This is a genomic window from Sphingomonas donggukensis, assembly GCF_023674425.1.
GTDB lineage: Bacteria > Pseudomonadota > Alphaproteobacteria > Sphingomonadales > Sphingomonadaceae > Sphingomonas > Sphingomonas donggukensis.
Genome location: NZ_CP098401.1, coordinates 1,705,511 through 1,719,630, shown reverse-complemented (window position 1 = coordinate 1,719,630; position 14,120 = coordinate 1,705,511). Strand labels below are relative to the sequence as shown.

Sequence of the window (14,120 nt, the reverse complement as noted above, 5' to 3'; positions counted from 1 at the left end):
AGCGCTGCGGTGGAGAATGGCCCCCTCCGTCAGCCTCCGGCTGCCATCTCCCCGTACCGGGAGGAATGGCGCCTACCAATCCCCAGCCGCGGCCATCCACAACGCGACCGCCGCCGCCGCCGCGGTATCCGCGCGCAAGATGCGGGGGCCGAGCGCGACGCCGACCGCCTGTGGCAATTCCCGGATCGCGTCGCGCTCGGCGGAGTCGAAGCCGCCTTCCGGCCCGATCAGGATAGCCGCCGGCCCGGCATGCGCGCGCATCGCGGCGAGTGCTGGCGCGCCGCCGGTTTCGTCCGCGAAGAACAACGCCCGATCCGCCGGCCAGTCGCGCAACATTGCGGCGAGCTTCACCACCGGGTCGAGCGCCGGCACCGCGGTGCGCCCGCATTGCTCCGCCGCCTCGATCATGTGCGCGGTCAGCCGATCGAGGTTCACCCGGTCCACCACCGTCCGCCGCGTTTCGACCAGCGCCAGCCGCGCGACGCCCAGTTCGCACGCCTTCTCCGCCAGCCAGTCGATCCGGCCTTTCTTCAGCGGCGCGGCGACCAGCCACAGGTCGGGCACCGACTCCGCCGCGCGCAGCTGCTCGCGCACCACCAGAGTCAGGTCGCGTTTGCCGACGCTCTCGGCCACGCCCAGCCATTCGCCCGACGTTCCGTCGAACAGCTTCACCGGATCGCCGATCTTCGTCCGCATCACCGACACCAGATAATGCGCCTGCGCCCCGTCGAGGCGGATCGCCGCGCCCTGCGCCAGCGGTTCGGTGATGAAGAGGCGAGGGGTCGATTGCGGCGGCCAGGCGGGGGTAGCGGGCATATCGTCCCCCTAACCGCTGCCAGGCGAGCGCGCCACAATTGCGATCGTGTCGCAAACGGAACAAGCGTCCGCGCCGCGCGCTCCCCCGCAATGATCGCTTCGCTTATGGCCCAGTTGGCCGACACTCCCGAACTGCTGCCGCTGGCTCGCGTGTCGCTGACCTATCTGTGGCGGCACGGGAAGCTGCCCGATCTCAGGGCGCCGACGACCTTCACCGAGCTGGTCCAGCACCGCAAGCTCAACGACCGCGATCCGCGCCTGCCGATGCTCGCCGACAAGGTGGCGGTGAAAGCGCACGTCGCCGACCGGCTGGGCGGGGAATGGGTGATCCCGACCTTGTGGCACGGCACGCGGCTGCCCGACGCGCCGCAATGGCCGGCACCGTTCGTCGTGAAATCGCGCCACGGCTGCAATCAGAACGCGTTCGTGCTGGACGACGACATCGACTGGCCGGCGATCCGGCGTGCGTCGCGCCGATGGATGGGGACGCGCTACGGCGGCTGGCTCGACGAATGGCTTTACGGCGCGATTCCCCGCGGGCTGCTGGTCGAACCGTTCGTGGGGGAGGCGGGGCGACTGCCGCTCGATTACAAGCTCTACGTCTTCGGCGGGCGAGTCGAATATATCCAGGTTCACCTCGACCGCGCAGGCGCACATCGCTGGGTGCTGTTCGACCGCGACTGGGCGCGTGTCTCGACACCCACGGGCGACGATCCGGCCCCGCCGGTGTCGCTGTCGGCGATGATCGCGGCGGCGGAAACGCTGGGCGAGGACATCGATTTCGTCCGCGCCGATTTCTACGAAATCGCCGGGCGACCGATGTTCGGCGAGCTGACCTTCTATCCCGGCTCCGGCCTCGACCCGTTCGATCCGCCCGCGCTCGACGCCCGCATTGGCGCGTCGTGGCTGCGGGTACGCCCGGCGCCGGCACCCGCGTCCGCCGATTGGGGCGACGGGGTGCCCTCCGCTATTTGACGACGCGCGTCCACACCTGCTGCTTGCAGCCGAAGCCGCCGAACAGGCAGCCCTCGCCGACCAGGCGGTTGCGCCCTTCCAGGGTGATCGTGCCCGAAAAGCTGCGGTCGATGTCGGGCACATAGACCTCACCCTCCCACGCGCCATCGCCGGTCGGCTGGAAATCGCGGAACAGCTGCGCGCCGACCAGCGTGCGCCCGCGCGCGGCGACGTCGGCCTTGGCCTTCGGGCTCGCCCAAATCACTGTCCCGCACATGCCGGCATCGCGCCCGCGGCCACACGGCGCCGCGCGCAGGTGGACGCTGTTCGACGCATTGCGCCATACCCCCGCCCAGCCGGGTGCGGGCGGGGCGGCGGGTGCCGCTGCGGTCGCCAGCGCGACGATGGTCATGGCAATCGGCAGGCGCGGCATACACGAATCTCCATCCAGTCGTGGTGCGGCCAACGCACGAACGCGCGGCAACGCTCCATCGCGCCCCTGTCCTACACGCCGGCGATCTGTCAGGACCGGCTTATGATTACGCGATCCGTCCATCCGCGCCCCGGCGTGGCGCCTGAAAGGGGGCCGGACACCCCCCGATCGGCCGTCAACTTTGTCAACATTCGCGCATGATCGCGCCCCAGATCGTCCCCGATACCGAACACCGCGGGCTCGTCGGTTCGCTCCCGCCGCGCCTGCGCGCATTCGCCTCGCTCGCGCGATTCGACCGGCCGATCGGGTGGTGGCTGCTGTTCTGGCCCGGCGCCTGGAGCGTCGCGCTGGCGGGCGGCGCCTTCGCGCGTTGGGATCTGATCTTGTGGCTGCTGCTCGGCAGCATCGCGATGCGTGGGGCAGGGTGCGTCTATAACGACATCGTCGACCGCGACCTCGACCGACAGGTGGCACGCACCGCGTCGCGCCCGGTCGCCAGTGGGGCGATATCGGTGAGGGCGGCGTGGGTTTGGCTCGTCATCCTCAGCCTCATCGGCCTCGTCGTCCTGCTGCAACTCCACCTGCCCGCCGCGATCGTCGCGGTGGCCAGCCTCGCGCCCGTCGCCGCCTATCCCTTCATGAAGCGCATCACCTGGTGGCCGCAGGCGTGGCTGGGGATCGTGTTCAGCTGGGCGGCGCTGGTCGGCTGGGTCGAGGTTGCGGGGGATTTCGGCTGGGCGGCGGCTTTGCTCTACGCCGGCGGCATCGCGTGGGTGATCGGATACGACACGATCTACGCGCTTCAGGATGTCGAGGACGACGCGCTGATCGGCGTGCGGTCGTCGGCACGGGCGTTGGGGGCGGGGGTGCGCGGCGGCGTCGCCGGCTTCTATGCGCTTGCCCTGCTGCTGTGGGGCGCGGCGATCTGGCTGGTGCGCGGCGACTGGCTGGCACTCGTCGCGCTGCTGCCGATGGCGCTGCATCTCGGCTGGCAGGTCACGACATTGGTGCCCGCCGACGGCGCGGGTGCGCTCGCCCGCTTCCGGTCGAACCGCAATGCGGGCGCGCTGATGTTCCTCGCCTGCGTGGTCGTGGGGACCACGCTTTGACGTTCCACCCCGCCATCCCTACCTCGGCGCGATGCTGACGCCTGCCCAAGCCACCGATACCGCCGCCGCCATCGTCGCGCGCGCCCGCGCCGCCGGGGCCGATGCCGCCGATGCCGTGTTCGCCGCCGACGCCGCGACCGCGGTGCAGGTGCGGATGGGCGCGCTGGAGGATGTCGGTCGCGCCGAAAGCGCCGAACTTGGCCTGCGCGTGTTCGTCGGCCATCGCTCGGCCAGCGTCTCCACCTCCGACCTGTCCGACGATGCGCTGGCGACCTTGGTCGACCGCGCGGTCGCGATGGCGCGGCTGGCGCCCGAAGACCCCTGGGCCGGCCTCGCTCCCGCCGACCGCCTGCTGACTGGCATCAAGCCCGACCTCGACCTCGACGACCACGGCGACCCCGCCCCCGACGCGTTGAAGGCACGCGCGCTCGCGGTCGAGGAGGCCGCGCGGTCGGTGCCGGGCGTCACGATGAGCGACGGCGCGTCCGCCTCCGCCTCGCGCGTCACCATCGCGCTGGCCACCAGCCACGGTTTTTCCGGCGGCTATTCGCTCAGCAGCTACAATGCCTCCGCCAGCGTCCTCGCCGGCGAAACCGGCGCGATGGAGCGCGACTACGCCACCCACACCGTCCGCCATCTGTCGATGCTCGACGCGCCCGAGGCGATCGGGCGCCTTGCGGGAGAGCGCGTCGCCGCGCGGGTCAATCCGGGGCGGATACAGGGCGGTGCGATGCCGGTGGTGTTCGATCGGCGCATCGCCGGGGGACTGATCGGCGCGTTGCTGAGCGCGATCAGCGGCGCGGCGATCGCGCGGCAGACCAGCTTCCTGCTCCACGCGCTCGGCACCCCCGTCCTGCCCAAGGGCGTCCACATCCTCGACGACCCGCACCGCCCGCGCGGGCTGCGCTCGAAACCGTTCGATGGTGAGGGGCTGCCGGTATCGCCCACGCGCATCGTCGACGACGGGGTGCTCCAGACCTGGCTGATGGACAGCGCCGCCGCGCGCCAATTGGGGCTCGAGCCGACCGGCCACGCTTCCCGCGGCGTTAGCGGATCGCCGGGCGCCACTGCGACCAACGTCCACCTAACCGCCGGCGCGACCCCGCGCGCGACGCTGATCGGGGAGATCGATCGCGGCGTGCTGGTGACCGAAGTGATCGGCCACGGCGTCAACGGCGTCACCGGCGACTACAGCCTGGGTGCGGCGGGCTTCCTGATCGAACGCGGGGAGATCACCCGACCCGTCAGCGAATTCACCATCGCTGGCAATCTGAAGGCCATGTTCCTGGCTCTGACCCCGGCCAGCGATCTGGAATTCCGCGGCAGCATGAACGCGCCCAGTCTGCGCATCGACGGCATGATGGTCGCCGGTGGCTGACCTGACCGCGGCGGTCGCGGGCATCGCGCGGGAGGCGGGGGCGCTGGCGCTCGCGAAGTGGCGCACCGACTTCCGCCGCTGGGAGAAATCGCCCGGCAACCCGGTGTGCGAGGTCGATCTGGAGGTCGACGCGATGTTGCGGGCCCGGCTGGAGGCGCTGCTGCCCGAGGCCGGCTGGCTGTCCGAGGAGACGCTCGACAACGCCGCGCGGCTGGCGAGCGAGCGGGTGTGGGTGGTCGATCCGATCGACGGCACCCGCGATTACGTGCGCGGGCGCCCCGGTTGGGCGGTGTCGATTGCATTGGTAGAGCGCGGCGTGCCGGTGATCGGCGTGCTCGACGCGCCGGCACGAGACGAAGTGTGGATCGCCGAGCGGGGCAATGGCGCGACCCGCAACGGAGCGTCGATCCGGGTCGCCAATCGAGACTCTCTGGCCGGCGCCCGCGTCCCCGCCGATAGCCTCCCGCGCGTCGATGCCGACCTGGCGATGGTGCCCAAGCCCAATTCGATCGCACTCCGCATCGCGATGGTGGCGGCAGGAAAGGCCGACCTGGTCGCGACGGTACGCTGGGGCCACGAATGGGACGTCGCCGCCGCCGCGCTGATCGCGACCGAGGCCGGCGCCACGGTCAGCGACGCATTCGGCGACCCGCTAGCGTTCAATACCCACGACGCGCGCGCGTTCGGCGTGCTCGCGGCAGCGCCCGGCATCCACGCGGCGGCGGTGGAAAGGCTGGCGGAGCGGGCGCGGGCGGCGGTGTAACCCCCATCCGTTCGTTTCGAGCGAAGTCGAGAAACGGGTCCGAGCGCAGGTTTCTCGACTGCGCTCGAAACGAACGGAGAGGGGAGTCAAGCCGTCACGATTCCCCCATCCACCACCGCGACGGGCCACGGCGTCAGCGCCTGCCCCGCACACGGCCCGCCCACGCACACCCCGTCCTCGACCCTGAACAGCGCCCCGTGCCAACTGCACGCAATCAGCGATCCGTCCGGGGTCAGATACTCGTCCAGCCGCTGCGCCATCGGCACCTGCATGTGCGGGCAGCGATCGACATAGCCGACCACCCCATCCCCTCGCCGCACCACGAAGCCGTGAAATCGTCCGGCGCGCAACTGGAGCACGAAATTGCGCGCCTTGCCGTCGGCGACCTGATCGATCGGGCCGAGCTTTACCCCCGGCGGAGTGGCGTACACCCGAGCCGCATCGCTCACCGGGGCAGCTGCGCCTTGGCAAAGCCCGACCACACGTCGTCATAGTCGAGCTGCATCGTCGGCGCCTCGCTCGCCCAGCGGGTCGGGCGGACGACGTGGCGCGTCTCGAACATGAACGCCATCGTGCCGTCGATCTTGTGGGGCTTCAGGTCTGCCGCGACCGCCTTTTCATAGCTCGCCTGGTCGGGCCCGTGGCCGTTCATCTGATTGTGCAGCGACGCGCCGCCCGGCGCGAAGCCGCCTTCCTTCGCATCATAGGCGCCGGTGATCAGGCCCATGAACTCGCTCATCACGTTGCGGTGGAACCACGGCGGGCGGAACGTGTCCTCCGCCACCATCCAGCGCGGCGGGAAGATCACGAAGTCGCAATTCGCGGTGCCCGGCGTATCGCTCGGCGCGGTCAGCACGGTGAAGATCGACGGGTCGGGATGGTCGAAGCTGACGGTGTTGATCGTGTTGAACCGCGTCAGGTCGTAGCGGCACGGTGCCAGATTGCCGTGCCACGCCACCACGTCGAACGGCGAATGGTCGAGCCGCGTCCGCCACAGCCCGCCCTGGAATTTCTGGATGACGTCGCACGGGGCATCGCTGTCCTCGTACCACGCCGCCGGAGTCTCGAAATCGCGCGGATTGGCCAGGCCGTTGGCGCCGATCGGCCCGAGGTCGGGCAGGCGGAACAGCGCGCCGTAGTTTTCGCAGACATAGCCGCGCGCCTTGCCATCGGGCAGGGTGATGCGGAATCGCACACCGCGCGGGATCAGCGCGATCGACAGCGGGGCGACGTCGATCCGCCCCATCTCGGTCTCGATGTGGAGCGCGCCCTCCTGCGGCACGATCAGCAACTCGCCGTCAGCGGAAAAGAACGCCCGCTGCATGTCGGCGGTCGCGGCGTAGAGGTGGATGCCGACCCCGGTCTGCTCGGCGACGCTTCCGGTGCCGCCGTAGGTGACGAGCCCGTCGATCCAGTCGGTCGCCGCGTCCGGATAGGGCAAAGGATCCCAGCGCAGCCGGTTGGGGGAGGGCGGCACATCGTCGAACGGCGCCGACTTCAGATCCGGCGCGCCGTCATAGAGGGTGAAGGCGGGGTGGTTGGCGGTCGGGCGCAGGCGGTAGAGCCAGCTGCGGCGGTTCTCGCTACGCGGCGCGGTGAAGGCGGTGCCGGACAGTTGCTCTGCATAGAGCCCGAACGGTGTCTTCTGCGGGCTGTTGCGCCCGACCGGCAGAGCGCCGGGCACCGCCTCGGTCGCAATGTGGTTGGCGAAGCCGGGGGTGTAGTGCTGGTCTGCCATCATCTTACTCCGCCACCCCGGCGCAGGCCGGGGTCCAGTTACGCGCCGGTCCGGACGCGGCCCGCCGGCCCGTCAGTCGCGGCGAAGCCGCGCCCTGTGGGCCGGCTCCGTTCCCGCTGGCCGGGCGCGGGCCTCGCCTGCGCTCGGCATCGCGGCCGACGCTTATGCGTCGACCTGGATTACGCCGCGTCGAATCTGGTCGAGTTCAATCGACTCAAACAGCGCCTGGAAATTGCCGTTGCCGAACCCTTCGTTGCCCTTGCGCTGGATGACCTCGAAGAATATCGGCCCGAACATGTTTTCGGTGAAGATCTGGAGCAGGATGCCTTCGTCGCCGACATTGCCGTCGATCAGGATGCGGTTGCGGCGCAGGCGTTCCAGGTCTTCGCCGTGGCCGGGCACGCGCTTGTCGACCAGCTCGTAATAGGTCTCGATCGTGTCCTGCAGCTTCACGCCGCGCGCGCGCAGCCGCTCGACCGTGTCGAAGATGTCGGGCGTGGTCAGCGCGAGGTGCTGGATGCCCTCGCCCTTATACTCGCGGATGAATTCCTCGATCTGGCTCTTGTCGTCCTGGCTTTCGTTCAGGGGAATGCGGATCGCCTTGTCGGGGGCGATCATCGCTTGGCTGAACAGGCCCGTCGCCTGGCCCTTGATGTCGAAATACTTCTGTTCCTCGAACCCGAACAGCTCCTTGTAGAAGGCGCTCCACACCTGCATCTGCCCGCGGCGGACGTTGTGGGTCAGGTGGTCGAGCAGGTCGAGGCCGACGTTGTTCTCCGCCTCCGCTTCCTGCCAGCCGGGGATTTCGGCCCAGTCGGCGTACAGGTCGGTGCCGTCCTGGATGAAGTACAGGTAGGAACCGCCGATCCCCTCGATCACGGTATCGTCCTCGACGGTGCGCTTGGCACCATGCTCCAGCGCCCAGCGCATCGCTTCGGCGGGGTCGGACACGCGGAACGCCATCGCGCTTGCCGAGGGGCCGTGCGCCGCGCGGAACTCGGCGACGCGGCCGCTCTCGTCGCGGTTGAGCATCAGGTTGATGCGCCCCTGCTTGTAGCGGGTGATCGACTTGGTCGGGTGGGTGTGGCTGGGGACGAAGCCCAGTTGCTCGAACTGGCGCGCCATCGCGTCCGGATCGGGCGAGGTGAATTCGACGAATTCGAAGCCGTTGAGGCCCAACGGGTTGATGGTGTCGGTCATGGCGCGTCCTCGGAAATGGAGCTCGAAAAGCAGGCCAGCCAAATACGCCTGCGCCGATTTAGTGTCAAATGTTACCAGTTACGCCGCGGCGAGCGCCTCCGCGAGTGCGTGGTTCTGGCTCCGCTGGCGCAGCATCGACGCGATCAGCAGTAGGTTCAGCACGACGATTTCAGCGAGGAGGAACCAACGCACGTCGGCCACCAGCATCGCCGCCGCCAGGATGAAGGCGCGTGGATTCGGCCCGACCAGCTTCGACGTCGCCAGCAAGGCCCCGGCACGCTGGCGCACCGCCGCCCGCATCCGCTCGGTCCGCGCCGGATCGCCGGAAGCGCGGGCGAAGGCGGCATCGACCGCATCGGCGCTGCGGTTCATGGCCAGCGCCACGCCCAGGTATAGCCGCGTCAGCCACCCGAGCAGCCCACCGCGCGCCGCCGCGGCGCCCGGCGTCTGCTTCATCCACGGCACGCCGTACGCCCACCACAGATACACGCGCTTCTGGCTCTCGGCGTGATTGGTCTGGACGGCATGGCTCGCCCCTGCGGTCAGCGCGAGCGCCCACGCCGGCCCGCTGCCGATGGTGTCCGCCAGTTGCAGCGTCAGCACGACGTAGAGGATGACATGGCCTAGATAGTCGCTCGCCCCGTCGATCATCTCGCCCAACGGCGACGTCCGCCCGGTCATCCGCGCCAAGTCGCCGTCGGCCCCGTCGACGACATGCCACGCCAGGTGGCAGGCAAAGCCCAGCGCCACCGAAACCGGCCACGGCAGCCCGGCATAGGCCGCGGTCGCCGCGACCAGCAGCAGGCATCCGAACACCGATACCATGTTCGGCGTGACGCGCGTCGGCGCCAGTATCCGCGCCAAGCGCCACGACAGCGGATGATAGACGCGGGCGTTCAGCCAGTCCTGCAATTCGGGGGGGCGCCCGGGGCGCGTGGGGGCATCCATGACGCTCACGATAATGCGCCGTACCGAGCGCGTCTGCCCCCAAACGGTCCTTGACTTAAATGTGTAACGGGCGCCCTGTCGCGCACCTTCATATCTCTCAGGGAACGACATGGCCAAGATCAAGGTCGCCATCATCGGCGTCGGAAATTGCGCGAGCTCACTGGTTCAAGGCATCACCTATTACGCGGACGAAGAACGCCAGGCGCGCGGCCTGATCCATCGTGACATCGGCCAGTACGGACCCACCGACGTCGAATTCGTCCTCGCCATCGACACCGACGGGCGCAAGGTCGGCAAGGATCTGGCCGAGGCGATCTTCGCCATGCCGAACTGCACGACGGTGTTCGAAAAGGACATTCCGTCGACCGGCGTGACCGTGATGATGGGCAATACGCTCGACGGCATGGCCGCGCACATGTTCGACGTGGCCGGCGGCCGCGGGTTCGAGCGCGCCGACCAGCCCGACGCCACTGCCGAGCAGATCGTCGAGGCCATCAAGGCCTCGGGCGCGGAGGTGCTCATCAACTTCCTGCCCGTGGGCTCGGAAGAGGCGACGCGCTTCTACATGGAATGCGCGCTCCAGGCCGGGGTTGGCGTGGTCAACTGCATGCCCGTCTTCATCGCCAGCGATCCGAAGTGGGAAGCCCGCTTCCGCGAGGCGAACCTGCCGATCGTCGGCGACGACGTGAAGGCGCAGCTGGGTGCGACCATCGTGCACCGCGCGCTGTCGTCGCTGTTCCGCGCCCGCGGCGTGCCGCTGGAGCGGACGTACCAGCTGAACACCGGTGGCAACACCGACTTCATGAACATGCTCGACCGTGCGCGGCTCGCGTCCAAGAAGACGAGCAAGACCGAATCGGTCCAGTCGGTGCTCGCCGAGCGGATGGCGAACGAGAACATCCACGTCGGCCCAAGCGACTATGTGCCTTGGCTCGACGACAACAAGCTGTGCTTCCTGCGGCTGGAGGGCAAGCTGTTCGGCGACGTGCCGATGAACATCGAAGTGCGCCTGTCGGTCGAGGACAGTCCGAATTCGGCGGGCGTCGTGATCGACGCCATCCGCTGCTGCAAGCTGGCGCTCGACCGCGGTGTCGGCGGTGCGCTGACCGGGCCGTCGGCCTATTTCTGCAAGCATCCCGCCGAGCAGTTCAGTGACGATGTCGCCGCGCAGATGACGCGCGACTTCATCAGCGGCCCGGTCGAGGTCATCCCCGCCTGAGCCGCCGGCCATGCACTGCCTGATTATCGCAGCCGGCTTCGGCAGCCGGCTGCGGGACATTTCCCCGTCGAAGCCGCTGACCCCGGTCGGCGGTCGTCCGCTGATCGCGCAGGTGATCGCGCGGGCGGCGGCGGGCGGTGCCAGCCGGTTCACCGTGGTGACGGGGTATGAGGGCGACCGCGTAGAGGCTTTTCTGCGCGATCTGGCTGCCGATACCGGCATCTCGATCGACACCGTGCGGGTCGCCGACTGGTCGTTGCCCAACGGTCATTCTGTGCTGGCCGGAGCCGAGAGCATCACCGGCGACTTCCTGCTGACGATGGCCGACCATCTGATCGACCCGGCGATGGTCGCCGGACTGATCGCACGCGGTAGCGACGGCGCCGGGCTGGTCCTCGCCATCGACCGCGATCTCGCCAATCCGCTGGTCGATCTGGACGACGTGATGAAGGTATCGACCGCCCCGGACGGTGCGATCCTCGCGATCGGCAAGGACATCGCGACCTATGACGCGTTCGATACCGGCCTGTTCCTGGTGACGCCCGCGCTGATCGACGCGATCCGCGCGGCGGTGGCCGGCGGTGCGGCGGGCAGCCTGTCAGACGGCGTGCAGGCGCTCGCCCGGGCGGGGCGGGCGATGACCCACGACGTCACCGGATATGGCTGGATCGACGTCGACGACCCGGCCGCGCTGGCCAAGGCGGAGGCCTGGCTGGCCGCCTAGAACAGCAGCTTGCGCAAACTGATCGACACCACCCGTCCGGTGGGATCGAGCAAGTCGGGCTGATAATTCAGCGGCACGGTGCCGGTCGCGTCGGTCACCTTCAGCTTCGCGTCGAACACGTTGCGCACCGCCAGCTGGACGCGCAGCCCGCGCAGCACCGGATGGTCGCGCGTCACCTTCATCAGCGGATTAAAGTCGGCGAACGCGCGGAGCGTCAGCGTCGTCAGCGGTGCGAAGTTCAGGTCGGTCGGCGCGCGGGGCGTGCCGCCGCGCACGAACGTCCCCGACTGCCAGTTGCCCGACGCGCGCAGGCCGTAGCCGCCGCGCGTGATCCCGGCGTTGAATTCCAGCTGGTGCTTGGCCCGCCCGCCGCGCGTGTCGAGCGCGTCGCCGTCGAGCAGGTCGAGCTGCGGAACGCCGGGGCGGATCAGCACGCTGTCCTCCAGTCGCCAAGTGTGGAACACCGAGACTTGCAGGCGTCCGACGTTGCCGAGCGCGCGTGCCTGCGGAGAGGCGAAAAACGCCTGCGCGCGGGGCGAATTGGGGTTGAAGTTGCCGCCGCCGAAGCCGCCCCCGCCGAAGCCGCCGCGACCCTCGCCGCGCTGACCCTCGCTGCGCCGACCCTCACCACCCTCGGCGCGGGGCGCATCACCCGATGCCGGTGGGGGAGCCGTGCTGCCGGGTTGCACCGCCGGAGCCGCGCCGTCGCCCTGACCGCCGCGCCGTCCGCCGAATCCTCCGAAGCCGCTCGCCGGGCGCTCGGGCATCTTGCCCAGCCGCCGCGAGAAGGTGATGCCGGTGCGCAGCTGCTGCTGGTCGGATCGCGCGAAATTGACCGGGCGATTGTCGAACCGCACCAATTGGCCGGCGGCGTCGCGAGTGAAGCGGTCGGGGAATGCCGCCTCCAGCGCCGCAGTCGGCGCGGGCAGGCTGGCGATCGGGCTCAGCGTGCGCGTCGCGGTATATTCCGCACTCAGCCGCAGGTCGACGCTGTTGAGCGGGGTCACGTTCAGCGTCAGCGCGGTCACGCGGCGCGAATCCGCGCGCAGATTGGGATTGCCGCCGTCGATGCGCTGCACGTCCACGCTCTGCCCGGTGACGAAGTCGAAGATGCGTGCGGCCGGGGTCACGATGACCGGATTGGTCAGCTGCGCCGTGGTCGGTGCGCCGTCCTCGTCGTTGACGCTCGCCAGGAAAAAGACCTGCGGGATCGGCGACCAGTTGAGGCCGTAGCCATAGGTGGTGAGCGCGCCGAAATCCGAGGTGCGATCGACCGCGTAGCTGCCGTTGAGCGACAGATTGCCGATCGCCGCCAGCACGTCGTTGCGGCGGCTGGTGATCGGCACGTCGACGCGGACTTGCCCGCTGCCGACGCCACGGGTCGTGCCGCTGGTGGTGGCGACGCCGGCGCGAATCGCACGCGCGTCGAAATCGCTGTTCTCGAACCCTGCCTTCACGCTGGCGTTGACCTTGCCTGCGGGCAGGGTGAGCAGCGGGCCATTGGCGACGCCCTCGACATTGGCGACGTTCGATACCGATCGCGCGAAATCCTGCGCATAGGGGCCGACGAGCGCCGCGTCGAAGCGGGCGAACGGATTGATCGCCGGATCGTTGGCCGCGATCCGGGCGGCGAGCGGGGTGAAGTCGATGCCGGCATCGGTCAGCGTGCGCGACAGGGTGCGATCATAGTTGCTTGTCAGCGACCAGCGCCACGTGCCGACATCGCCGTTCAGGGCGAGCCCGACATGGGCGAGCGTGCCGTCGGCGCTCCGCTCGCGCGGTCCTGCCTCAAGCAGATAGCGGTTGACCGTCACCGGATTGGTGAACGGCGAAAACGGGTTGCCCGCGGGCACGGTGAAGCTGGTGCTGGCGAGGCCGAGTTCGGAATCGCTGCTGGTCGATTCCAGATTGACGTTCAGTGACGCCGCGACCTTCCCGATCGGGCGGCTGTAGGTGCCGTTGGCGGAGAATTTGCGGGTCGCGGCGGCCAGCGTGCGGTACGCGCCGAAGTCGCTGGAATTGGCCGGGTTGAGGAACGCCGACGCGGGCAGGCGGCCCGTCGCGCCCTCTGGTACGCCGGCCACGGTCGCGCCGCCGAGCGAGGGGTCTATCACCGCCTGGCCGTTCGCGGGCGTCAGGTTGCCGAGGATGCCGTAGGGGCGCGTCGGCGGGGTCGGCACGATGTCGCGGTCGTCCTCGTAGATCGGGGTCGCGCCGTCATAATGCACGTTGACGTTCAGCCGCTTGTCGCGGGCGATGCGGACGATGTTGACGTCGGACGCCGCGGTATAGCGGTCGCCCGCGGTCGCGCCGCTGCCCTGAAGCTCGGCGGTGACCGCGCGGAAGCGGCGGCGCAGGACGATGTTCACGACGCGCTGGTCGGCGCGGTAGCCCAGCTGCTGCGCGGCCTCGGGCGGCAGGATCTCGGTGCGCTCGATTGCCTCGGTCGGCAGGTCGCGGATTTCGCGGAAGCCCGAGATGCGGCGCCCGTTCAGCAGCACCACCGGCTGCCCGCCGTCGCGCCCGCGACCGGCGCCGATCTGCGGGGACAGCTCGGCGAGCAGTTCGGTGATCGAGCTGACGCCGTAGGCGCGGATATCGGCGGCGCGGATAACCTGTTCGGGCTTGATGTCGCCCGGCACCGACCCGCGTTCGCGCTGGCCGACCACCGTGATCGGTTCGCTCTCGGCACCGTCGCCGGCTTCGGTTTCCGCCTCGGGCGCGGGCGTCGGCGCAGGCGCGCTCTGGGCATAGGCACCCCCCGGTGTCAGGAACGCCGCGGTGGTCGCGAGCAGGAACGGGATACGCGTCATCGGTTACAGGCCCAGTCGGTCGGTG

At 69.4% G+C, this 14,120-nt stretch carries 13 protein-coding genes; 6 read left to right on the top strand and 7 right to left on the bottom strand.

Translation table 11 applies throughout. The features are described 5' to 3' along the window. Positions 1–72: 72 nt before the first annotated feature. The gene (locus M9980_RS08450) at positions 73–816 is read right to left on the bottom strand and encodes a 16S rRNA (uracil(1498)-N(3))-methyltransferase (RefSeq protein ID WP_250749208.1); all 744 of its coding nucleotides are present in this window, start codon (positions 814–816) and stop codon (positions 73–75) included. Between the two features lie 90 nt (positions 817–906). On the opposite strand from M9980_RS08450, the gene M9980_RS08445 reads away from it, so the two are divergent. Then, positions 907–1,791: an ATP-grasp fold amidoligase family protein gene (locus M9980_RS08445; protein WP_250749205.1), complete on the top strand. Its 885-nt coding sequence runs from the start codon at positions 907–909 to the stop codon at positions 1,789–1,791. On the opposite strand, the gene M9980_RS08440 is transcribed toward M9980_RS08445, so the two are convergent. Then, positions 1,784–2,203, bottom strand: coding sequence for a DUF2147 domain-containing protein (locus tag M9980_RS08440; RefSeq protein WP_250749202.1), 420 nt, complete (start codon positions 2,201–2,203; stop codon positions 1,784–1,786). The two genes, M9980_RS08445 and M9980_RS08440, sit on opposite strands and share 8 nt — an antisense overlap. Positions 2,204–2,400: 197 nt before the next feature. On the opposite strand from M9980_RS08440, the gene ubiA reads away from it, so the two are divergent. Genes ubiA through M9980_RS08425 form a run of 3 tightly spaced genes read left to right on the top strand, consistent with a single transcriptional unit; the run spans position 2,401 to position 5,453 of the window. Next, the gene (ubiA, locus tag M9980_RS08435; protein ID WP_250749199.1) at positions 2,401–3,312 is read left to right on the top strand and encodes a 4-hydroxybenzoate octaprenyltransferase; all 912 of its coding nucleotides are present in this window, start codon (positions 2,401–2,403) and stop codon (positions 3,310–3,312) included. Positions 3,313–3,343: 31 nt separating this feature from the next. Then, positions 3,344–4,690, top strand: a complete 1,347-nt coding sequence (locus M9980_RS08430) for a TldD/PmbA family protein (protein ID WP_250749197.1) — start codon at positions 3,344–3,346, stop codon at positions 4,688–4,690. Further along, positions 4,683–5,453 carry a 3'(2'),5'-bisphosphate nucleotidase CysQ gene (locus M9980_RS08425; protein ID WP_250749195.1) on the top strand — a complete coding sequence of 257 codons (771 nt, stop codon included), beginning with the start codon at positions 4,683–4,685 and terminating at the stop codon, positions 5,451–5,453. Before M9980_RS08430 ends, M9980_RS08425 begins: the two co-directional genes overlap by 8 nt. 86 nt (positions 5,454–5,539) lie before the next feature. On the opposite strand, the gene M9980_RS08420 is transcribed toward M9980_RS08425, so the two are convergent. The 4 genes from M9980_RS08420 to M9980_RS08405 form a co-directional block, all read right to left on the bottom strand. Then, complete coding sequence (locus M9980_RS08420) at positions 5,540–5,902, bottom strand: Rieske (2Fe-2S) protein (RefSeq protein ID WP_250749193.1); 363 nt, start codon at positions 5,900–5,902, stop codon at positions 5,540–5,542. Further along, complete coding sequence (gene hmgA, locus M9980_RS08415) at positions 5,899–7,194, bottom strand: homogentisate 1,2-dioxygenase (RefSeq protein ID WP_250749192.1); 1,296 nt, start codon at positions 7,192–7,194, stop codon at positions 5,899–5,901. Before hmgA ends, M9980_RS08420 begins: the two co-directional genes overlap by 4 nt. Before the next feature lie 159 nt (positions 7,195–7,353). Further along, complete coding sequence (hppD, locus tag M9980_RS08410; RefSeq protein WP_250749191.1) at positions 7,354–8,391, bottom strand: 4-hydroxyphenylpyruvate dioxygenase; 1,038 nt, start codon at positions 8,389–8,391, stop codon at positions 7,354–7,356. Positions 8,392–8,469: 78 nt separating this feature from the next. Next, a complete protein-coding gene (locus tag M9980_RS08405; RefSeq protein ID WP_250754853.1) occupies positions 8,470–9,339 on the bottom strand; it encodes a CDP-alcohol phosphatidyltransferase family protein in 870 nt (289 codons plus the stop codon). Between the two features lie 109 nt (positions 9,340–9,448). Here M9980_RS08405 and M9980_RS08400 point away from each other — a divergent pair, with 109 nt between their 5' ends. Beyond that, complete coding sequence (locus tag M9980_RS08400; RefSeq protein ID WP_250749189.1) at positions 9,449–10,558, top strand: inositol-3-phosphate synthase; 1,110 nt, start codon at positions 9,449–9,451, stop codon at positions 10,556–10,558. A gap of 10 nt (positions 10,559–10,568) precedes the next feature. Continuing rightward, complete coding sequence (locus M9980_RS08395; RefSeq protein WP_250749187.1) at positions 10,569–11,282, top strand: phosphocholine cytidylyltransferase family protein; 714 nt, start codon at positions 10,569–10,571, stop codon at positions 11,280–11,282. Here the strand turns inward: M9980_RS08395 and M9980_RS08390 are convergent. Further along, positions 11,279–14,095: a TonB-dependent receptor gene (locus M9980_RS08390; RefSeq protein WP_250749185.1), complete on the bottom strand. Its 2,817-nt coding sequence runs from the start codon at positions 14,093–14,095 to the stop codon at positions 11,279–11,281. The two genes, M9980_RS08395 and M9980_RS08390, sit on opposite strands and share 4 nt — an antisense overlap. Between the last annotated feature and the right edge of the window lie 25 nt (positions 14,096–14,120).

Coding starts and splice junctions, on each gene's coding strand:
- ubiA (WP_250749199.1), top strand. CDS start 2,401: ATGATCGCGCCCCAGATCGTCCCCGATACCGAACACCGCGGGCTCGTC.
- M9980_RS08440 (WP_250749202.1), bottom strand. CDS start 2,203: ATGCCGCGCCTGCCGATTGCCATGACCATCGTCGCGCTGGCGACCGCA.
- M9980_RS08445 (WP_250749205.1), top strand. CDS start 907: ATGATCGCTTCGCTTATGGCCCAGTTGGCCGACACTCCCGAACTGCTG.
- M9980_RS08390 (WP_250749185.1), bottom strand. CDS start 14,095: ATGACGCGTATCCCGTTCCTGCTCGCGACCACCGCGGCGTTCCTGACA.
- hppD (WP_250749191.1), bottom strand. CDS start 8,391: ATGACCGACACCATCAACCCGTTGGGCCTCAACGGCTTCGAATTCGTC.
- M9980_RS08430 (WP_250749197.1), top strand. CDS start 3,344: ATGCTGACGCCTGCCCAAGCCACCGATACCGCCGCCGCCATCGTCGCG.
- M9980_RS08405 (WP_250754853.1), bottom strand. CDS start 9,339: ATGGATGCCCCCACGCGCCCCGGGCGCCCCCCCGAATTGCAGGACTGG.
- M9980_RS08450 (WP_250749208.1), bottom strand. CDS start 816: ATGCCCGCTACCCCCGCCTGGCCGCCGCAATCGACCCCTCGCCTCTTC.
- M9980_RS08395 (WP_250749187.1), top strand. CDS start 10,569: ATGCACTGCCTGATTATCGCAGCCGGCTTCGGCAGCCGGCTGCGGGAC.
- M9980_RS08400 (WP_250749189.1), top strand. CDS start 9,449: ATGGCCAAGATCAAGGTCGCCATCATCGGCGTCGGAAATTGCGCGAGC.
- hmgA (WP_250749192.1), bottom strand. CDS start 7,194: ATGATGGCAGACCAGCACTACACCCCCGGCTTCGCCAACCACATTGCG.